Source organism: Cohnella baijiui (assembly GCF_020731285.1).
Lineage (GTDB): Bacteria > Bacillota > Bacilli > Paenibacillales > Paenibacillaceae > Cohnella.
Window position 1 is genome coordinate 1 of sequence record NZ_JAJFOW010000039.1, and the last position, 17,296, is coordinate 17,296.

14 protein-coding genes and 1 pseudogene are annotated in these 17,296 nt (G+C 62.2%); 2 read left to right on the forward strand and 13 right to left on the reverse strand.

Features of this window, described 5'->3' with window-relative positions:
• The 6 genes and pseudogenes from LKX83_RS25585 to LKX83_RS25610 form a co-directional block, all read right to left on the reverse strand.
• The coding region (locus LKX83_RS25585; protein WP_227885681.1) for a dynamin family protein at positions 1 to 1,706 on the reverse strand (1,706 nt) is incomplete at its 3' end.
• A 113-nt stretch (positions 1,707 to 1,819) separates the two neighbouring features.
• Positions 1,820 to 2,491, reverse strand: a pseudogene (gene nth, locus LKX83_RS25590) (endonuclease III); the annotation flags it as partial.
• 238 nt (positions 2,492 to 2,729) lie between these two features.
• Complete coding sequence (locus LKX83_RS25595) at positions 2,730 to 5,444, reverse strand: S-layer homology domain-containing protein (protein WP_227885683.1); 2,715 nt, start codon at positions 5,442 to 5,444, stop codon at positions 2,730 to 2,732.
• A gap of 57 nt (positions 5,445 to 5,501) precedes the next feature.
• Entirely contained in the window at positions 5,502 to 7,013 is a 1,512-nt protein-coding gene (locus LKX83_RS25600; RefSeq protein ID WP_227885684.1) for an N-acetylmuramoyl-L-alanine amidase family protein, read from the reverse strand.
• 352 nt (positions 7,014 to 7,365) lie between these two features.
• Positions 7,366 to 7,821: an AraC family transcriptional regulator gene (locus LKX83_RS25605; protein ID WP_227885685.1), complete on the reverse strand. Its 456-nt coding sequence runs from the start codon at positions 7,819 to 7,821 to the stop codon at positions 7,366 to 7,368.
• Positions 7,822 to 8,089: 268 nt separating this feature from the next.
• The gene (locus LKX83_RS25610) at positions 8,090 to 8,653 is read right to left on the reverse strand and encodes an NADPH-dependent FMN reductase (protein WP_227885686.1); all 564 of its coding nucleotides are present in this window, start codon (positions 8,651 to 8,653) and stop codon (positions 8,090 to 8,092) included.
• Between the two features lie 208 nt (positions 8,654 to 8,861).
• Between LKX83_RS25610 and LKX83_RS25615 the strand changes: the two genes are divergently transcribed.
• Positions 8,862 to 9,479, forward strand: coding sequence for a TetR/AcrR family transcriptional regulator (locus LKX83_RS25615; RefSeq protein WP_227885687.1), 618 nt, complete (start codon positions 8,862 to 8,864; stop codon positions 9,477 to 9,479).
• A 308-nt stretch (positions 9,480 to 9,787) separates the two neighbouring features.
• On the opposite strand, the gene leuD is transcribed toward LKX83_RS25615, so the two are convergent.
• Positions 9,788 to 10,396 (reverse strand): 3-isopropylmalate dehydratase small subunit, encoded by a 609-nt coding sequence (gene leuD / locus LKX83_RS25620; RefSeq protein ID WP_227885688.1) that lies wholly within the window; start codon positions 10,394 to 10,396, stop codon positions 9,788 to 9,790.
• An 18-nt stretch (positions 10,397 to 10,414) separates the two neighbouring features.
• Complete coding sequence (leuC, locus tag LKX83_RS25625) at positions 10,415 to 11,836, reverse strand: 3-isopropylmalate dehydratase large subunit (RefSeq protein ID WP_227885738.1); 1,422 nt, start codon at positions 11,834 to 11,836, stop codon at positions 10,415 to 10,417.
• A 121-nt stretch (positions 11,837 to 11,957) separates the two neighbouring features.
• On the opposite strand from leuC, the gene LKX83_RS25630 reads away from it, so the two are divergent.
• Positions 11,958 to 12,860: a LysR family transcriptional regulator gene (locus LKX83_RS25630; RefSeq protein ID WP_227885689.1), complete on the forward strand. Its 903-nt coding sequence runs from the start codon at positions 11,958 to 11,960 to the stop codon at positions 12,858 to 12,860.
• A gap of 22 nt (positions 12,861 to 12,882) precedes the next feature.
• On the opposite strand, the gene LKX83_RS25635 is transcribed toward LKX83_RS25630, so the two are convergent.
• The 5 genes from LKX83_RS25635 to LKX83_RS25655 form a co-directional block, all read right to left on the reverse strand.
• On the reverse strand, positions 12,883 to 13,485 hold the full coding sequence (locus LKX83_RS25635; RefSeq protein WP_227885690.1) for a response regulator transcription factor: 603 nt from the start codon (positions 13,483 to 13,485) through the stop codon (positions 12,883 to 12,885).
• Positions 13,482 to 14,699 carry a sensor histidine kinase gene (locus LKX83_RS25640; RefSeq protein ID WP_227885691.1) on the reverse strand — a complete coding sequence of 406 codons (1,218 nt, stop codon included), beginning with the start codon at positions 14,697 to 14,699 and terminating at the stop codon, positions 13,482 to 13,484. Before LKX83_RS25640 ends, LKX83_RS25635 begins: the two co-directional genes overlap by 4 nt.
• Positions 14,696 to 15,451 (reverse strand): ABC transporter permease, encoded by a 756-nt coding sequence (locus LKX83_RS25645; protein ID WP_227885692.1) that lies wholly within the window; start codon positions 15,449 to 15,451, stop codon positions 14,696 to 14,698. Before LKX83_RS25645 ends, LKX83_RS25640 begins: the two co-directional genes overlap by 4 nt.
• On the reverse strand, positions 15,451 to 16,356 hold the full coding sequence (locus LKX83_RS25650) for an ABC transporter ATP-binding protein (RefSeq protein WP_227885693.1): 906 nt from the start codon (positions 16,354 to 16,356) through the stop codon (positions 15,451 to 15,453). The genes LKX83_RS25645 and LKX83_RS25650 overlap by 1 nt, the downstream gene beginning before the upstream one ends.
• 115 nt (positions 16,357 to 16,471) lie before the next feature.
• A complete protein-coding gene (locus LKX83_RS25655; RefSeq protein WP_227885694.1) occupies positions 16,472 to 17,278 on the reverse strand; it encodes a carbon-nitrogen family hydrolase in 807 nt (268 codons plus the stop codon).
• Positions 17,279 to 17,296 lie beyond the last annotated feature (18 nt).

Sequence of the window (17,296 nt, forward strand, 5' to 3'; positions counted from 1 at the left end):
TCGCGCCCGGCCGACTCGGCGGGTACGCGCACCGGGCCCGGCGTCGGCAGCGCAAGTGGCGCGACTGCCGCCGGCTCTGCCGGCAGCAGCGCGAGCAGCGCCGCCTCGGCGGCCTCCTCCGCGCGTTCCAGCGCCCGAAGCCGGCCGGCTGCGCCTTCCTGCTCGCCGAGCTGCGCCAGCTCCTCGCGCAGCGCGGCGGCTTCGCGCCGACGCTCGGGGCTTCTGCGCGCGTCTACCTCGCCGAGCAGCCCCAGCGCGGCCTTGCGCACCTGCGACTTCCAGTCGTTGCTGAGCTCCGCCGCATAATTCAGCGTCGCCTGTCCGTCCGCGCCGGCGCCCGGCTTCACCCGGCCGCGGAGCCAGTTCGGATCCGCGGCAGGAATCGCTCGCTCAAGCTCCTCTTCGAGCGCGGTCCCTTCCCAGTCGGCCGCCTTCGCCTCGCGGCGCAACAGATCGCGCACGTGGCTGTGCAGGTTCGCCGAGGCTTGCGCTTGGAAGTCGGCGGCGAGCGCCTGAAGGCGCCGCTCCCGTTCCGCCTCCGTTTTGGCGCTGCTGCCCAGCCAGCCGACCTTGAAGCCCGGCTGCAGGCTCTCCAGCACCTCCCGCGCTTTTTCCCGCGTCTCCGCCGGCGTCAGGCTCGCATTGCCGAGCAGCCGGTCGAGCTCGCTCTTCCAGCGCTCCAGATCCCGGTCACCGGCCGTCTCGATCGCCGCGACGGCCTCCTCCAGCTCCGAGCGCCTGCGCTCGAGCGCGGCGAGCGCCTCCTCGCCGCCCAGCTCGTCGAGCAGCGACTCGCGCGTCTGCGCGTTCGTCTGCCGCGCGTAGGCGCGGTGCTCCTCGGCCAAGTACCGGGCGGACCGTTCCGCGCTGTGGAGCATGAGGGGCTCTGCGAGCGGCTTTAGCGACTCCAGAAGACGGATCAGCTCATCCCGCTGCGACAGCGGATGGCCGGGCTCGCGAAGCGACAGGAACAGGACGCCCGCCGGTTCGATCCGCCAAGCCTGCAGCGCGGACCGGATGCCGTCCCGGAACGCCGCGAACGACACCTCGCGCTCCCGGTGCTTGTCGATCTGGTTGACGATGACGTAGGTCGGCTTGCCCCATCGGTGCAGCGTTCGCAGAAACCGGAAGTTCACTTCGGACAGCACGTGGTTGTAATCGGTCACGAAGAACACGACGTCGGCGAGATGAAGCGCCGACTCGGTCGCCGCGCGGTGCGCGCCGTCGGTCGAGTCGACGCCGGGCGTATCGACGAAAGCCATCCGGTCGCCAAGCAGCGGAACCGGATAGGTGACGTCGATCGAGGCGACCCCTTCGCCGTCGACCGCAAAGTCGGCGAGCCGAGATACCGGCAGATCAGGCGTGATCTCCTCCGTGCCGTCCGCGCGTCGAAAGACGACGTGCGCGCCGGGCTGGCCGCTGCGGATCGTCACGACGTTCGCGCTCGTCGGAATCGGCGAGGACGGCAGCAAGCGCTCGCCGCAAAGCGCGTTCACGAGCGTAGACTTGCCGGCCGAGAAGTGTCCGCAGAAAGCGACGGTCAGGACGCCGCGCGCCAGCTTATCCGCCAGCTCGCCGAACTTGGCCGCCTGCGTGTCGTCTCCGGCTCCGTTCGCCAGTTCGGCCATCCGGCGAAGCGCATCGGCGTAACGTCCCGCGGCTCCCGTCTGTTCGGAGGAAGCCACTTCGGTGCGGGTCGAATTCATGCGTCGGCGCCCCCTTTCGCGGCCGCTTGCTCTTGCCGCTTCCGGGTCGGCTGCGATTTCGCGCCATTCGCGTCGGCGTTTCTGGCGGAACCGGCTTTCCCCGTTTGCGCCCGCGCCTTCTTCGCTCTGTCTTCCGCGCGCACCGTTGCCTTCATCCGTTTCTTTCCTTCCGGGCAGACGTCCAGCAGCGGGCAGACGTCGCATTTCGGGTTTTGCGCCTTGCAGTGATAGCGCCCGAAGAAGATAAGCCGGTGATGCGTGATCGTCCACTCGTCACGCGGCACGAGCTTCATGAGGCGTTTCTCCACTTCCAGGACGCTGTCGTCCGGCTTCGCGATCGCGAGGCGTTTGGAGACGCGTTCCACGTGGGTATCGACGGCGATCGCGGGCACGTCGAAAGCGTTGGAGACGACGACGTTGGCCGTCTTCCGGCCGACGCCGGGCAACTCCGTCAGCGCCGCGTGCTCCCGGGGCACTTCTCCGCCGAAACGGTCGATCAGGATGCGGCATAGCTTCTGAATGTTGGCGGCTTTATTGCGGAACAGACCGATCCGCCGGATATCGTTCTCCAGCTCTTCCAGCGGAACGCTCAAATAATCTTCGGGCGTGCGGTATTTCTCGAACAGCGTCGCCGTGACCTTGTTGACGGTCTCGTCGGTGCATTGGGCGGACAGCAGCACCGCGATCGTAAGCTCGAACGGATTGCGGTGGTTGAGCTCGCAATGCGCGTCGGGAAACAGATCGGCGATCGTATCCAGAATGTGTCTCATCTTCGTGGCGTTCATCGGCTAACTCCTTCTCTGATCCAAGAAAGAAACCTATTATTTCATCATTATAGTGTAACGGAAGTTGGCGGCAGCGACAAGCGTCGACGACTGTCGCGCCGCAGCCGGCGTCCTCCTCCCACCTTATTCGGAGACTACGCTTTTGCGACGGACGCGCGCGGCGGGCGATCCGAAACGGGGACGGTCCGCTCGACAAAAAAAAGACCGAGCAGATCGCTCTGCCCGGCCTTTGCCGACTTTACTTGGAAATTTCCATCGCTTTGCCGCGGACGACGTAAACCGTGATCGCGTCATCGGCCTGGAATTCCGTCAGCGGGATGATGGCGGTTCCTTTGTGGAGATACACTTTCGGCGAAAGCGTCACATACGATTCCTGCGTCGACGTATCCAGCTTGTAGTAAAGCGTGTTCGTCGCGGCATCCGCGTACCCGAAGAAGCGGCGCACCGACGGGATGATCGTGATGATGTTCCGGTCGTTCTCGTCCTTGCGGATCTCGACGCGGTCGTCCCGCTGGATCGTGGACAGCGCCGTATACGTCGTTCCCGTCTTGACGACGGCGGCATTGGAGCCGACCGTGATGCGGACCGGCGTAGCCGCGCCCGTTTGCACTTCGAGCGCCGCCCCGTACGTATCGATGGCGGTCACGCGTCCAAAGACGACCGAGACGCTCTTGACCGCGACCGGCGTATTGCCTTGGAACGTGATGTTGACCAATGTTCCCGGAACGTACTTGTTCAGGGTGACATTATTGTTGTCTTCATCCTTGAGCGAGACGCCGGAGCCGATAACCCACTCGTCCGCGTAGCCCTCGGGCCGCTTGACGCTTAGCTTGCCGGACGACGCGTCGACGGCCGTCACTTCGGCTTGGATCGTGCGGGTCACCTGGATCGTGGCCGCTTGATCCTGCGTCGCGTTCAGCAGTACCGTGACCTTGAAGCCGACGGCGACGTCGGAGTAACTCTTGTAGCCGGCGCCATAGATTTCGACGGTCGGATTCGTATAAGGAAGATTGACGATCGTCCCGTTGTCCAGCTGCACGCGCAGGATGCGGCTCGTCGTATTGTTCTCGTAGACCGTACCGGTGTAGCGGGCGACAAAGGACAGCGAGACGATGTTGGAACCGGAATAGGAGATGTCGACTTTTTTGCCTTTGTACAGTTGGCCGTAAGCCGCCTCAAGCGTGATGCGCGTGCCGTTCAGATCGTAGCGCACGTTCGGCCCGAGGTTGAACACTTTCGGATTGCCGTAAGCGTCTTTCACGACCAGCACCTTGGCGTCGTTGTCGTACGAGGAAATGACGGCGCCGTTCGCGTATTGGACGGAGCGGCTCGCAACCTCGATCGTCGCGACTTTGCCCTCGCCGTCCAGCGTGAGCACGAGCGGATCGCCGACGAGCAGATCCGCCAGCGACGCGTCTTTCACGCCGCCGATCTTGACGGCGACGTTGGCTTGATAAACGAGGCCGGTAATTTTGTTCGGGTTCGCGCTAGTCGTGTATTGGACCGTCTGGGCGGCCGTGTCGATCTTGAACAGCGTGCCCTCGATGATGCCGGACGAAACGGACTTGCTCACGGTGAGCGACGTGACGGAACCGTTCACGATCGCGTAGGAGACCGTGTCGCCCGCCTTGACGGCGTCGAGCTTGCCATAGTTGCCGTCGCTCAGTTGGATCGTCGCCGTCGGCGAGACGGGGCGGGATTCCTGAACGCCGGTGGAAGCGTCCTTGATCAGGAGGGTTCGCGCGTTCGCGTCGACGGAGACGACGGTGCCTTGGCCGTTCTTCGTCGTCGCCGATTGCTTGAGCTTCACGGCGAGCACCTTGCCCGCCGTGCGGTACGTGTCGACGAGGAGCGTCACTTCGGCGTTCGCCGGAAGATCTCCGAGGGCGATCGTATTGTTCTCCGCGTCGGTCACGCTCGGGAGGTTGGCCGCATCATAGGCGTAATCGTGCACGTCTTCGCCTTCCAGCAGCTTGATCTCTTGCTTGGATGTGCTGACGACGACGAGCTTGCCCTGCACCGTCTTCGCCTTCGCCGTGGCGTCGGTCAATTCGATGTAGGCGGCGCTGCCGTCGCTGTTGCCGATGACGATGGCGGTGCCGTACAGCTTCACGGTGTCTGCCCCGGTCAGCGTCTCGACGTCGCTGCTCGAGAACAGCGTGCTGTCCGTAATTTTATAGGACGTCGTCTTGCCTTCCGTATGAAGGAGTGAAATTTGGTCAGGCGCCAAGGACAGCACCATGCCGGCCGCTTGGCCCGGGTAGGCGACGGAGATCTTGGATTCCGCGCGGCTGAACAGCGTGGCGATCGTCGCGCGGTTCACGCTGGCCTTCGGATCGAACTTGTTGCCTTCGACGCCTTTGACGAGACCTTCCGCTACCGCTACGTTGACGTAGCCGAGCAGGGTCGTGTCGATCGAGGCATTGTCCGCGAACGCGGTCGCTTTGCCGTTTGCCGCGACGGCGTCGGTTTCTTTGCCGATCGCGCGCACGAGCAGGCGGGAGATCCATTCGCGGGTCGCCGGCTCTTTGCCCCACTTTTTGTTCGTTTCTTTATCGGCGAGGGCGAACTGTTCGCTCGTCAGCAGCTTTTCCTTGATCGCGTAATTGACGTAGGGCTTGGCGTACTCGTCCACAAAGAAATTGCTCGGAAACTGGGAAGCGCCGCTGGCCTTCGCCTGGTCTTCGAGACCCATGAAGCGGATCGCGATGATGACCGCGTCCTGACGGCTGAGGATGCCGGTCGGGTTAAACTTGCCTTTGTCGCCCTGCACCAGCCCTTGGAGCGCCAGCTTGGCGATGTGCTTCTCGGCCCAGTGGCCCGCGGCCACGTCGCTGAATGGCGTCTTTGAAGCCGCCGACGCCGAAGGAGCCGGCCAGCCGGCTCCCGTCCAAACGAGCGTTAATACCATGATCAGTCCAACCCAAAACTTACCCCGCGACTTTAGCGACATCGTCTCTTCTCTCCTTGGGTTCGATAATCGGCGCGGCATGCCGCCGCGCCCGCTCCGTTACGCCAAATTCAAATAGGCTTTGATGGCTTGCGCCAAGCCGGCGGCGATCCGGTTTTGGAAGTCTTCGGTGAAGAGCACTTTCTCTTCGTCCGCGTTCGACAGATAGCCCGCCTCGAACAGAACGGCCGGCATGACCGTCTCGCGCGTCACCGCCAGGCTCTTCTTCAGGACGCCGCGGTCCTGGAGGCCGCCCGCCGTCGTGGCGTATTGATGCACAACGTTGGCGAACGCGAGGCTCGCGTCACGGGAGTAGTACACTTCCGTTCCTTTGATCGTGTTCTTCGGATTGCTGTTGGCGTGCACCGACAGGAACAGGTCCGCGCCGATGGAGTTCGCCAGATTGTAGCGGTCCGCGAGCGTAGGGTACGTATCGCCCGAGCGCGTCATGACGATGTTGAGGCGCGAGTCGCCCGCCAGGAGCGCCTGCAGCTTCAGAATGACGGCGAGGTTAAACGTCTTCTCGGATTTGCCGGCGACGCTGATCGCCCCGGGATCCGATCCGCCGTGGCCGGCATCGAGGACGACCGTGTACACGCCTTTGTCCGGCTGCTGCGGCTGTTGATCCGGCTGCATGAGGACGATCTTGACCTCGCCTGCCGTCGGATCGTTCTGCACCTCGAAGTTCCACTTCTGGCTCAGATCGAGGACGAAGCGCAGCGTCTTCGGATTGTCCGCGTACAGCGAGTAGCGGATCTTCTGCAGAGCCGCGTGTCCGCTCACCGCGAGCTCGCCGGTCTTGCCGAGCAGCGGATCCGCCGGCAGCGCCGGGTCGAAGTCCGATGCGAAGTCCGTTCCCGGCAGGTCGACGACGATCCGGTCCGGACCGGACAACACGCTCGTCTTCGGGGCGACCGTGCCGTCGTACTTCAGGACGATCGCGTCCGCGTCGAAGCGGACGCTGTGGATAAGGCTGCTGGCCGGCGTCTCCGTCGCGGGCGGCGGGGTGCCGCCGTCCGTCGGGTCGCCGCCTTCCTCGGGGTCGACGACGCCGATCAGACCGCCGTCCGAGCCGTCTCCGCCGGTACCGCCATTGCCCGTGCCGCCGCCAGCGTCGCCGCCGCCCGTGCCGCCGTTATTGCCGGCGGCGCTATAGATGAAGGCGGTCTTCGCGGCGTTGTCCCAATAGACAGTCGCCCCGAAGTTGTCGTTGATGAACCGCAGCGGAACGAGCGTCCGCCCCGTCTTCGTCACAGTCGGCGGCGCATCGATCGCGACCTTCTTGCCGTCGACTGTCGCGGACTTGCTGCCGACGGTCATGACGATCGTCGTGGCGCCGTTTTTGACGGTAACGGTTTTCTTCGTTTTTTCGTAATCCACTATGTAACCCAAGTTCTCTCCGACGATTCGGACCGGCAGCATCACCCGGCTGCCGATCAACGCCGGCGGCTCCTCGGGCTTTAATTCCTTTCCGTCCAGAACCAGCTTCGGCACGGTCGTCGCGGCTGACGCGAGACCGGCGGTCATGAACAGCATGGAGACGACGAACAACAAAGAAACCCAGTACTTCATGCTTCACCTCGGTGTCGATATGATTTGTGCCTTTCCCGATGAAAACGCCAGCTCCCCGCCACTTGCGGCGCGCTCCAGAGACAGCGCCAAGCGTCGGGGCATGTCCACGAATATTAGACGCGGGAATCTACCAAAAGTTGCGAGAAAAAGAGGAAAAAAAGGCCCTCGAACCCGAATTTTGCCGATTCGGAATTCGAAGGCCCGCTTGCGGGATGAAAACGTTGTCGAACCTTTGCTGCGCAGGGCAATGGCGAAAGCGGAAAGACGGAGCATTTTCCCTGCCAATCATGCTGACGACAGCCACCTTCACAGCGAAGCCTATCGGATGACGCTCCGTTTGCCGCTTACTCTGCTATACCGGTTTTATGGGCACGCAGATTTCGCACAGGTCCCGGACAATCAAGTCGCCGGCGTATTTTTCCAAATCGGGTCTGTCGTCCACCCGATAACCCATCCGGCGCACGGCCGAAAACACATCGGCCCAGGCGTTTTGAATCGCTTCCGCCGAATGTCGGATTTTAAAAACGACGTAATCTCCGCCGACAAGCTCGCCTTCGCATACGGCATCGTCGATCGGTTCCTCTTTGGCCAGGACGATGCAAGCGTCATACCTGCACTTTTCGGGCGGCGTGGTTTGGGGGTCGTCTAGCGGAATGCCGAATAGGATCGCCGATTCCGTAAGCAGTCCTTTCTCTCTCGCCCATCTTTTCAGTTGTTTCATGGCTTGAACCTGGGCGGAGCCGTAAGGACCCGTATGACGTACATATGCAATGCGATAAAAAGGGAAAACTTCGACACTCGCTTCCATCGCTTCCTCTTCCTTTCCATGTGCGATTGCTGCAACTTGGATGCTAATATGATATAAAATATTTATCAATAATTCTTTTTAAATTAAATTTTATTATTTAATTCCTTTCCATCCTCGCAAACCAAAAAGAGCCTCGTCCGGCCGATGCGACCGTACGGAGGCTCCTATCTTCATATTTCTATCTCTCTATCTCTCTATCTCTCTATCTCCCTAACTCCCTATCCAAGTTCCCCGAACAGGGTGACAATCCCGGGATCCCAGAAGAAATTCAGGCCGGTACGCGAAGCCCCTTCAAGGCGCCGCTCCAGGCGAGCAATTCGTCCAGCATCGCGTTTAGCTTCTGCTCGTGCCGTTCCCCCGGCCGAAAAACCCGGTAATTCTCCCATTCCGTATGCAGCGACAGGCCGACTTGCGAGCGCACATGGGCGATCTGAAGTTCCGAGAGAATCAGCCGAAGACTGTCCATGGCGCTATTCGCATCAGATGCCCCGTAACCGACGAGGCCGGCTGCTTTGTTGTTCCATTCCTTGTACAAAAAGTCGATCGCGTTTTTGAGCGCGCCGGATGTGGCGCGGTTGTACGTCGGCGTGACGAAAATATAGCCGTCGAACGATGCGATCTTCTCCGACCAACGCTTCGTATGATCTTTCGTGTACTGCCCCATCAAAGGGGAGATTGGTTCGTCCAGCAGCGGCAGGGACTCATCCGCAAGGTCGACAAGCGCGTATTCGGCGTCTCCTCTTCGGCGGGCCGTCTCGCTCACCCATTGGACGACGGCGTCTCCGTTGCGCCCAGGGCGCGTGCTTCCGGAGATAATGGCGATTTTGATCAAAAGAGATTCCTCCTCGCGATTCGATGGATGACGTTTCGCCGTGCTCCCCTTCGTTGGCCAACGCTGTGTAGGAAATTCAACGGTCTGTTGTTATAGTAAGGGGAGCAGCGGATTCTGCCAACCGACAATGACGTCCGATTCATCGCATTTCGGACAGATCGGCCCGGCATGTGGGAGAACCGAATCATCTTCTACGGGAGGGAAGGAAATGTCGGATCGCAAAGAAGAACTGGACCGCCGGGTCAAACGGACGCGCCGGGTCATCCGGGACGCGTTGGTCGCTTTGATCCGGGAAAAAGGGTTTGAGTCGATCACCGTGCAGGAGATCGCGGCCCGCGCGGACGTCAATCGGTCGACCTTCTATTTTCACTATCGGGACAAACTCGACCTGCTGGAGCAGAGCACCGAGGAAATGCTGGAAGCGTTCAAGGAGGCGCTGCAGGTGCCCTCCGAACAGGCTAAAGCCTGCACCTTCACGGGCATCGCGTCCGCGACGCGCCACTTCGTGCATATCGCCGAGCATGCGGATTTCTATCGCGTCATGCTGCGGGAAGTCGGGCTTCCTTGCTTCTCGAAGCAAATGAAGCGCGCGATCGAGGAGACGTTCTATCAAAAGTTCGATACGGCGCAGACGGACGAGCGGGAAGCGCAAGCCCCCCGGGAAATCCTCGTGGCGTACGTCGCATCCGCGCATTTCGGACTCATCGAATGGTGGCTCGATCACGATCTGCGTTACAGCGCGTCGTATATGGTGGAAGTGCTGAATCGACTCGTCAAGTTCGGGCCGCTCCACGCGCCGTCGCTGGATGAAGCGCTCCGGGCTTGAACCGCTCCAAACAGGCGAAGTCGGGAACGATGCCGAATCGGGGCGGCGCGCGACGCTCTTTTGCCGTCCCCTTGCGCTGATTTGTTCGATTTTTCGAATACGAACGCCTACTTTTCCGCGGAACACACGATTCTATTCGATTTTTCGAATACGAACGCCCGCTCTCCCGCTGAAACACACGATTCTATTCGATTTTTCGAGTTCAAGCCCCTCCTATCGCTACAAGCACAAAGGGCGGCGCGGGGAATGTCCCCGACGCCGCCCTTTGATCTCCGAGCGAATCGAAAATGTACCTTAATAATTGCAAATTAGAACGAGTTGGCGAGGCGCGACGCGTACTTCGCTTCGTATGCGGCGATCTCGTCCGCATGCTGCAGCGTCAAGCCAATGTCGTCCAGTCCTAGAAGCAGGAACTGGCGACGGTGTTCGTCCAGCTCGAACGGGATCGATAGGCCGTCCGCGTCGGAGACGACTTTGTTCTCCAGATCGACGGTCAGCTCGTAGCCTTCCTTCGCGTCGGTCCGCTGGAACAGCTCCTCGACCTGCTCTTCGCTGAGCTTGATCGGCAGGATGCCGTTCTTGAAGCAGTTGTTATAGAAAATGTCCGCGAAAGACGGCGCGATGACGACGCGGAAGCCGTAGTCCAGAATCGCCCAAGGCGCGTGCTCGCGGGACGAGCCGCAGCCGAAATTGGCGCGCGAGATCAGGACGGAAGCGCCCTGGTAACGCGGCTTGTTCAGGTTGAACTCCGGAATGGTGCTTCCCTGCTCGTCGAACCGCCATTCGTAGAACAGAAACTGGCCGAAGCCGCTGCGCTCGATGCGCTTCAGAAATTGCTTGGGAATGATGGCGTCGGTGTCGACGTTGACGCGGTCGACCGGCGCCACGAGACCCGTCAGTTTGGAAAATGGTTGCATCGTATCGGTTCTCCCTTCTTATGCCGTCGCTTCGGTCTTGAATTCCCAGTTGCGGACGTCGGTGAATTTGCCCTTGATCGCCGCAGCGGCGGCCATCTCCGGCGACACCAGGTGCGTGCGTCCGCCGCGGCCCTGACGGCCTTCGAAGTTCCGGTTGGACGTCGAGGCGCAGCGCTGTCCGGGCTGCAGGACGTCCGGGTTCATCGCGAGGCACATGGAGCAGCCGGCGTCGCGCCATTCGAACCCGGCCGCGGTGAAGACGGCGTCGAGGCCTTCCTTCTCGGCTTGGATCTTGACGCGCCCGGAGCCCGGCACGACGATCGCCGTGACGTTCGGGCTGACCTTGTGGCCTTTGGCGACGGCCGCGGCCGCGCGCAGGTCCTCGATGCGTCCGTTCGTACAGGAGCCGATAAACACGTAGTCGATCGGAATGTCCGACATCGGCGTGCCCGGCTTCAGATCCATGTATTCCAGCGCCTTCTCGGCGGCTTTGCGCTCGTTCTCGGTCTGCAGCCGATCCGGATACGGCACGCTCGACGTGATGCCGGTGCCCATGCCCGGGCTCGTGCCCCAGGTCACTTGAGGAACGAGCGACTCGACGTCCAGCTCGACGACGGTGTCGTAGACGGCGCCTTCGTCGGAGCAGAGCGCCTGCCACTGGGCGACGGCGCGGTCGTACGCTTCGCCCTGCGGCGCGTACTCGCGGCCGCGGAGGTAATTGAAAGTCGTCTCGTCCGGCGCGATCAGACCGGCGCGGGCGCCGCCCTCGATCGACATGTTGCACACCGTCATGCGCTCTTCCATGGACAGGTCGCGGATCGCCTGGCCCGTGTACTCGATGACGTAGCCGGTGGCGAAGTCGGTGCCGTACTTGGCGATCAGGCCGAGGATCAGGTCCTTCGCCGTGATGCCGGCCGGGCGATTGCCCACAAAGCGGACTTCCATCGTCTTCGGCTTCGCCTGCTGCAGACATTGGGTAGCCAGCACATGCTCGACTTCGCTCGTGCCGATGCCGAACGCCAGCGCGCCGAACGCGCCGTGCGTGGACGTATGGCTGTCGCCGCAAACGATCGTCTTGCCCGGGTGCGTCAGTCCCAGCTCCGGCCCCATGACGTGTACGACGCCCTGGTCGATCGTGTTCAGGTCGTAGAGCTTGACGCCGAACTCTTGGCAGTTCGCCGTCAGCGTATCGACCTGCTGCTTGGAGATCGGGTCCTTAATGTTGAAGCGATCCTTGGTCGGGACGTTGTGGTCCATCGTCGCGAACGTCAGGTCCGGGCGGCGCACCTTGCGGCCGCTGAGGCGCAGGCCTTCGAACGCCTGCGGCGACGTCACTTCGTGCACCAGGTGCAAATCGATGTACAGAATGCTTGGTTTGCCCGTTTCCGAATGAATGACGTGATTGTTCCAAATCTTCTCGAACATCGTCTGTTTACTCATCATGTTCACCCCGTAATAATCTCTCTTCCGAATGGTTGACCTCATCATACCATCTCCCCTATCATTGATCCAAGATATAATATCTATAAAGTTGATAGTCCCTGATTATAAGGAGGCCCTTATGGAATTCCGCCTGCTCCAATACGTCATCCAGATCGCCGCCGAGCGCAACTTCTCACGCGCGGCCGAAAAACTGCATATCGCGCAGCCTTCGCTTAGCCAACAGCTGTCTAAGCTGGAGAAGGAGCTCGGCGTCCTCCTCTTCAAGCGGAGCACCAATTCCGTCGAGCTGACGCACGCGGGCACCGTCTTTGTCGCCAAAGCGCAGCAGATCGTCGACATGACCGAGCAGCTGCGCCGGGAAATGGAGGATCTCGCGGATCTGCGCAAAGGGCGGATCGTCGTCGGCAGCTTGCCGATGACCGGCTCCCACGTGCTTCCGCACGTGCTGCCCGCCTTCCGCAGCGCTTACCCGGACATCGAGATCGCGCTCGTCGAGGACACTTCGGCACAGCTCGAGCAGTTGACCGCGAGCGGCGGTACCGACGTCTGCCTGCTGTCGCTCCCGCTTGTGGAGCCCGCGCTTGCTTACGAACCGATCATCGAGGAGGAAATCTGCCTGGCCGTCCCGCCCGATCACCCGCTCGCCGCAGCCGCGTCAAGTCGTCAGGTGTCCCTCGCCGAAGTGGCGGAGGAATCGTTCGTCATGCTCAAAAAAGGCCAGGGCTTCCGCGCCCTCGCCTTCCGCATGTGCCAGGATGCCGGCTTCAGCCCTCGCGTCGGGGTGGAGAGCACCAACATCGAGACGGTGCAATCGCTCGTCGCGGCCGGGATGGGCGTCGCGCTCGTGCCGGAGATGGTAACACGCAGACCGCTGCCCGGCCTCGCCCCCGTCCATCTCCGTCTCGAAGGGCGCCCTTCCCGCACGCTTGTCATCGCCTACCGGAAGGGGCGGTACTTGTCCAACGCGGCCGAAGCGTTCATCGCGACGTTCCGGGAGACGATGGCCCGCCTCCCCCGCTAAGCCGGCAAGGCCCTTGCGTCCGTCATTCGAGCCAGCCGTTGTCCGTGGCGATCGCGACGGCTTCGATCCGGTTTTTCGCCTCGAGCTTCTGGAGAATTTCCGAGATATAGTTGCGGACCGTCCCCCCGGACAAAAACAGCGTGCCCGCGATCTCCGACACCGACTTGCCGTCCGCCAGCAGCGACAAGACGGCGCGTTCCCGCTCGGTAAGCGGATTCGGCTTTTCCCACAGCGAGACCGACAGTTCGGGACTGATCGCCCGCTTGCCCGCCATCACCTGGCGCAGCGCATCCGCGAGCTCCTCGATCGGCGCGTCCTTCAGCAAATAGCCGCTCACCCCCGCTTGGACGGCCCGCTGCAGGTACCCCGTTCGGGAAAACGTGGTCAAAATGACGATGCGGCACGGATGCTCTTCCCGGCGCAGCGTCTCCGCCACCTCGAGCCCGGTCATTTTCGGCATTTCGATATCGAGAATGCACAGGTCGGGCGAGAGGGAGCGGATCAACCGCAGCGCTTCTTCGCCGTTTTCCGCCTGTCCGATGACGCTCATGTCCTCCTCCATGCCGAGCAGCATGCCCAGCGCGCCGCGCAGCATACCCTGGTCTTCCGCGATGACGATCTTCATGCGCGTTCCTCCTTGGCTCTTTCTTTTGAAACTTCGGCGTCCTGCGCGACTCCCTCTTTCGTCTCGCTTTGCGATTCGGCTTCGCCGCGCGACGCCACCGGGAGATGCATCGCGAAGCGGCTCCCCCCGTCGGGCTGCGTTGCTGCCTCGAACCGTCCTCCTAGAAACGAAAGCCGCTCCCGCATATTGCGCAGTCCGTTGCCCGCCCGCAGCTGCCCGTCCTCCGCCTCCGGCAGCCCTTTGCCGTCGTCACGGACGATCAGCGCGAGCTCGGTCTCACTTACCGACAAGGCGATTTCGCACCGCGAAGCCCCGCTGTGGCGGACAACGTTCGTCACCGTCTCGCGGAGGGCGTAGGCCAGGACGTGGGCTTCCAGCGGATGGACGGCCCCCTCATCTTCGAACCCTTCCGCCGCGCAGGCGATGTTGGCGCTGTGCAGCAGCTGCCGAGCCCGATCCAACTCGTCCGCCAGCCGCAGCGCCCGCATATCCGTCACGAGCTCCCGGATTTGCCTCAGCGCAGTTCTCGCGGTGCCGTGGATCTCACGGAGCTCCTCGCGGGCCCGTTCGGGCTGGCGCGTCACGAGCTTGCCCGCGATTTCGCTCTTCAGGGAAATGAGCGTCAGCGTCTGGCCGAGCGTATCGTGCAAATCGCGGGCGATACGCTCCCGTTCCTCCTGCTGGATGAGCTGACGAATCCGTTCGTTGGCGGTATCCAACTGCTTGCGCAGCTCGCGGGAGCGCCGGATCGCCCGCATGACGAACGGAAACGCCAGCATGATGCCGATCGGCGGCAGCAGACTCGCCCATTCGTCCGGCGAGAGGACGGCGAACTCCGCAATCAGCACGTAACTGAAGGCGGCCGCCATCGCGGCCATGACCGCGAGCGTCTGCCAGAACTGCGTCTGAAACACGGCCAGCGCCACGATGAAAAAGCCGATCGTGATCATCCCGGCGTCGCTGAGGAGCGCAAGACCGGCCGCGATGGCCGTCATCGCCAGCGCGGCGGGAAACGACCAGGCGCGCCTCCTGAAGCCCAGGACGTAGAAGACCGTGAACAACGCCACGAGGGACAAGCCGATCGCGGCTTTGTCCCCGGGCAAGCGGATGAGATAGAAAATCGGGACGACGAGATAAATGAGCCAGATGTAGGGGAACCACGACGAAGTGTAGGTTTTGCTGTACGAGGTTCCCGGTTCGCGCGGCGGCTTCATGCCCGGGTGCCCTTGCGGTTCAGCCGCCAGACGGCGAGCAGAATAAAGACGGCGGCATACCCGAGCAGAATGGCCGGCGTTTCCCATGGAATCGCGCGCCCCGCCATGATGTCCCACGCTCCTTCCGCGAAGCGATAGGACGGCAGCGCATGCGAGATCTGCGCCATCCAGTCCGGCATTTGCTCCGTAGGCGTCCACAGCCCGCCGAGCAGGGCCAGCACCATTTGCAGCACTGTGGAGAGGACGGTCACAACCTCCGGCGCGTCGAACGTGCCGAGCAGCGTCCCGAGCGCGAGGAACGGGATCATGCCATATAGCATCCATAGCCCGCTCTCGAGCCAGAAATGGAAGGGCATCTGAATATGCTTCACCAGGATGCCGACAGCGAACATGAGGAGAATGATGCCCAAATGAATCGCCGCTTGCGACAAAATTTTCGAGAACAGGTATGCCGAGTTCGGCAGCGGCGTCGTGCGCAGCCATTTCGCCCATCCCCGTGACCGCTCCTCGGCGAGCCTCGGACCGAGCGAGTTGAGGCTCGAGCCGATAATGCCGAATGCCGTCATCGAGATCAGGTAGTACGCCTTCCAGTCGATCCCGCCGACCTGCACGTTGTCGCCGACCGAAGCGACGAAGACGAAGTAGAGCATCACCGGCATGACGATGCCGAGCAGGAAAAACCGGCGATTGCGCATCGTGCGCAGCAATTCGGCGGCGCTTTGCGCCTTCCACATTCTCAAGTAAGCGTTCATTAGGCAGTCTCTCCTTTGCGATCGCCGCTCCAAATCGTCTGGAGCGCTTGCTCCAGTCCGCCGGCCGAGATTTCGATATCGGAAATGTCCGCGCCTTCCCCGATCAGCTGGCGGAGCAGCCGGTCGGTGTCGGTCGCCGTCAGGCGCACGCGGCGCCCTTCCCATGCCAGGTCCGTCACGCCGGCCAGCCGCTTCAGCCGCTCCGGCGTTATGCCGTCTCCCGCCGTGAACGTCATCGTCCGCACGCGATTCAGCCGACGAATCTCGTTCAGCGTGCCGTCCGCCTTCAGAACGCCTTCATCGATGACGACGACGCGGTCGGCGATGCGCTCGGCCTCATCCATATGGTGGGTTGTCAGAATAAGCGTCTTGCCCCGATCCTTCAACTGCCCGATCGTCTCCCAAAACCGCTGGCGGGATTCGATGTCCATGCCGACCGTCGGCTCGTCCAGGAAGAGCAGCTCCGGATCGCCGGCGAGGGCGAGGGCGAACGACAGGCGGCGTTTCTGCCCGCCCGACAGCCCTTGCGTCATCAGCTTGGCATGCGGCGCGAGCCCGGACCATTCCAGCAGTGTCCGCAGCGGCAGCGGTTTGTCATAGTATTGGCGGACGAGCTCGATCGTCTCTTCGACGCGCAGCCGCTCGATCACGCTGACCTCCTGCATCATCGCGCCGAGGCGGTTGCGGACCTTGGCGTCCGTCGGCTTGCCTCCCAGCACGGCGAGCTTTCCTTCGGTCGGGGCGGAAACCCCGAGCAGCATCGACAGCGTCGTCGTCTTGCCTGCGCCGTTTCGTCCGAGCAGCGCCATCGCCGTCCCTTTTTCGACCCGCAGCGTCAAATCGCGGACGGCGGTTTTCGTTCCGAACCGCTTCGTCACCCCGTTCAAATCAATAGCCGGCAACATCTTCGTCTTCACGCTCCCTTTCGTTGTTCGCATTCTTATCGTACAAGATGCGGCGGGATGGCGTCAGACACAGATGTCACCGGCTCGGGATGACATTTGTCATGCTTGCGGCATGTTATTCGTAGACGGACGGACGGCGGTCTGCAAATACCGGGATGCGCCCCCGCACCTCGTCCGCAAGCGCCAGGTCGATGTCGGCGTATAGGATGTCCGCTTCCTCGCCGGCTTCGGCGATCACCTCGCCCCACGGATCGATCACCATCGAATGGCCGAAGAAGCGCGTCTCTCCGCTCGTGCCGCTGCGATTGCAGGCGATGATGTACATCTGGTTCTCGATGGCCCGCGCCTGCAGCAGCGTCCGCCAATGATGAAGTCGCGGATGCGGCCATTCGGCGGGGACGAACAGCACCTTGGCGCCGTCCAGCGCAAGTTTGCGAGCCAGCTCGGGAAAGCGGATGTCGTAGCAAATCATGACGCCAGCGGGCACTTCCTCGAGTGCGAAGCGGCCAGGCTTGTCGCCCGCGGCCAAATGCAGATGCTCGTCCATGAGCTGGAACAGATGAATCTTGGCGTATTCCACGATCTCGCGGCCTTCGCGGTCGAAGCCGTAAACGGTGTTGGTGACGTCCCCGCCGCGGTCTGAGCGACGCTCGGCGATCGAGCCGGCGATGACGTTCACCCGGTGCTCGCGCGCGAACGCCGAGATTTCGGCCCTCGTCCGCTCCCCGTCGGGATCCGCCAGCGTCCGGATCTCGGTCAGGGCGTATCCGGTATTCCACATTTCCGGCGCGACGATCACGTCCGGCTTCGGCGAGGCCGCCGCCGCTTCCCGGAGCAGGCTCGCCAGCCGGGCGAAGTTGGCCTCGACGCGGCCGACCTCGATATCCATTTGAATGAGCGCGATGCGCATCGTCTTCGACATGATTACGTCGCTCCTAAC

Excerpts from the sequence above, each read along its gene's own strand:
- LKX83_RS25595 (WP_227885683.1), bottom strand. The coding sequence starts at position 5,444 with ATGTCGCTAAAGTCGCGGGGTAAGTTTTGGGTTGGACTGATCATGGTA.
- LKX83_RS25600 (WP_227885684.1), bottom strand. The coding sequence starts at position 7,013 with ATGAAGTACTGGGTTTCTTTGTTGTTCGTCGTCTCCATGCTGTTCATG.
- LKX83_RS25605 (WP_227885685.1), bottom strand. The coding sequence starts at position 7,821 with ATGGAAGCGAGTGTCGAAGTTTTCCCTTTTTATCGCATTGCATATGTA.
- LKX83_RS25615 (WP_227885687.1), top strand. The coding sequence starts at position 8,862 with ATGTCGGATCGCAAAGAAGAACTGGACCGCCGGGTCAAACGGACGCGC.
- leuD (WP_227885688.1), bottom strand. The coding sequence starts at position 10,396 with ATGCAACCATTTTCCAAACTGACGGGTCTCGTGGCGCCGGTCGACCGC.
- leuC (WP_227885738.1), bottom strand. The coding sequence starts at position 11,836 with ATGAGTAAACAGACGATGTTCGAGAAGATTTGGAACAATCACGTCATT.
- LKX83_RS25630 (WP_227885689.1), top strand. The coding sequence starts at position 11,958 with ATGGAATTCCGCCTGCTCCAATACGTCATCCAGATCGCCGCCGAGCGC.
- LKX83_RS25635 (WP_227885690.1), bottom strand. The coding sequence starts at position 13,485 with ATGAAGATCGTCATCGCGGAAGACCAGGGTATGCTGCGCGGCGCGCTG.
- LKX83_RS25640 (WP_227885691.1), bottom strand. The coding sequence starts at position 14,699 with ATGAAGCCGCCGCGCGAACCGGGAACCTCGTACAGCAAAACCTACACT.
- LKX83_RS25645 (WP_227885692.1), bottom strand. The coding sequence starts at position 15,451 with ATGAACGCTTACTTGAGAATGTGGAAGGCGCAAAGCGCCGCCGAATTG.
- LKX83_RS25650 (WP_227885693.1), bottom strand. The coding sequence starts at position 16,356 with ATGTTGCCGGCTATTGATTTGAACGGGGTGACGAAGCGGTTCGGAACG.
- LKX83_RS25655 (WP_227885694.1), bottom strand. The coding sequence starts at position 17,278 with ATGTCGAAGACGATGCGCATCGCGCTCATTCAAATGGATATCGAGGTC.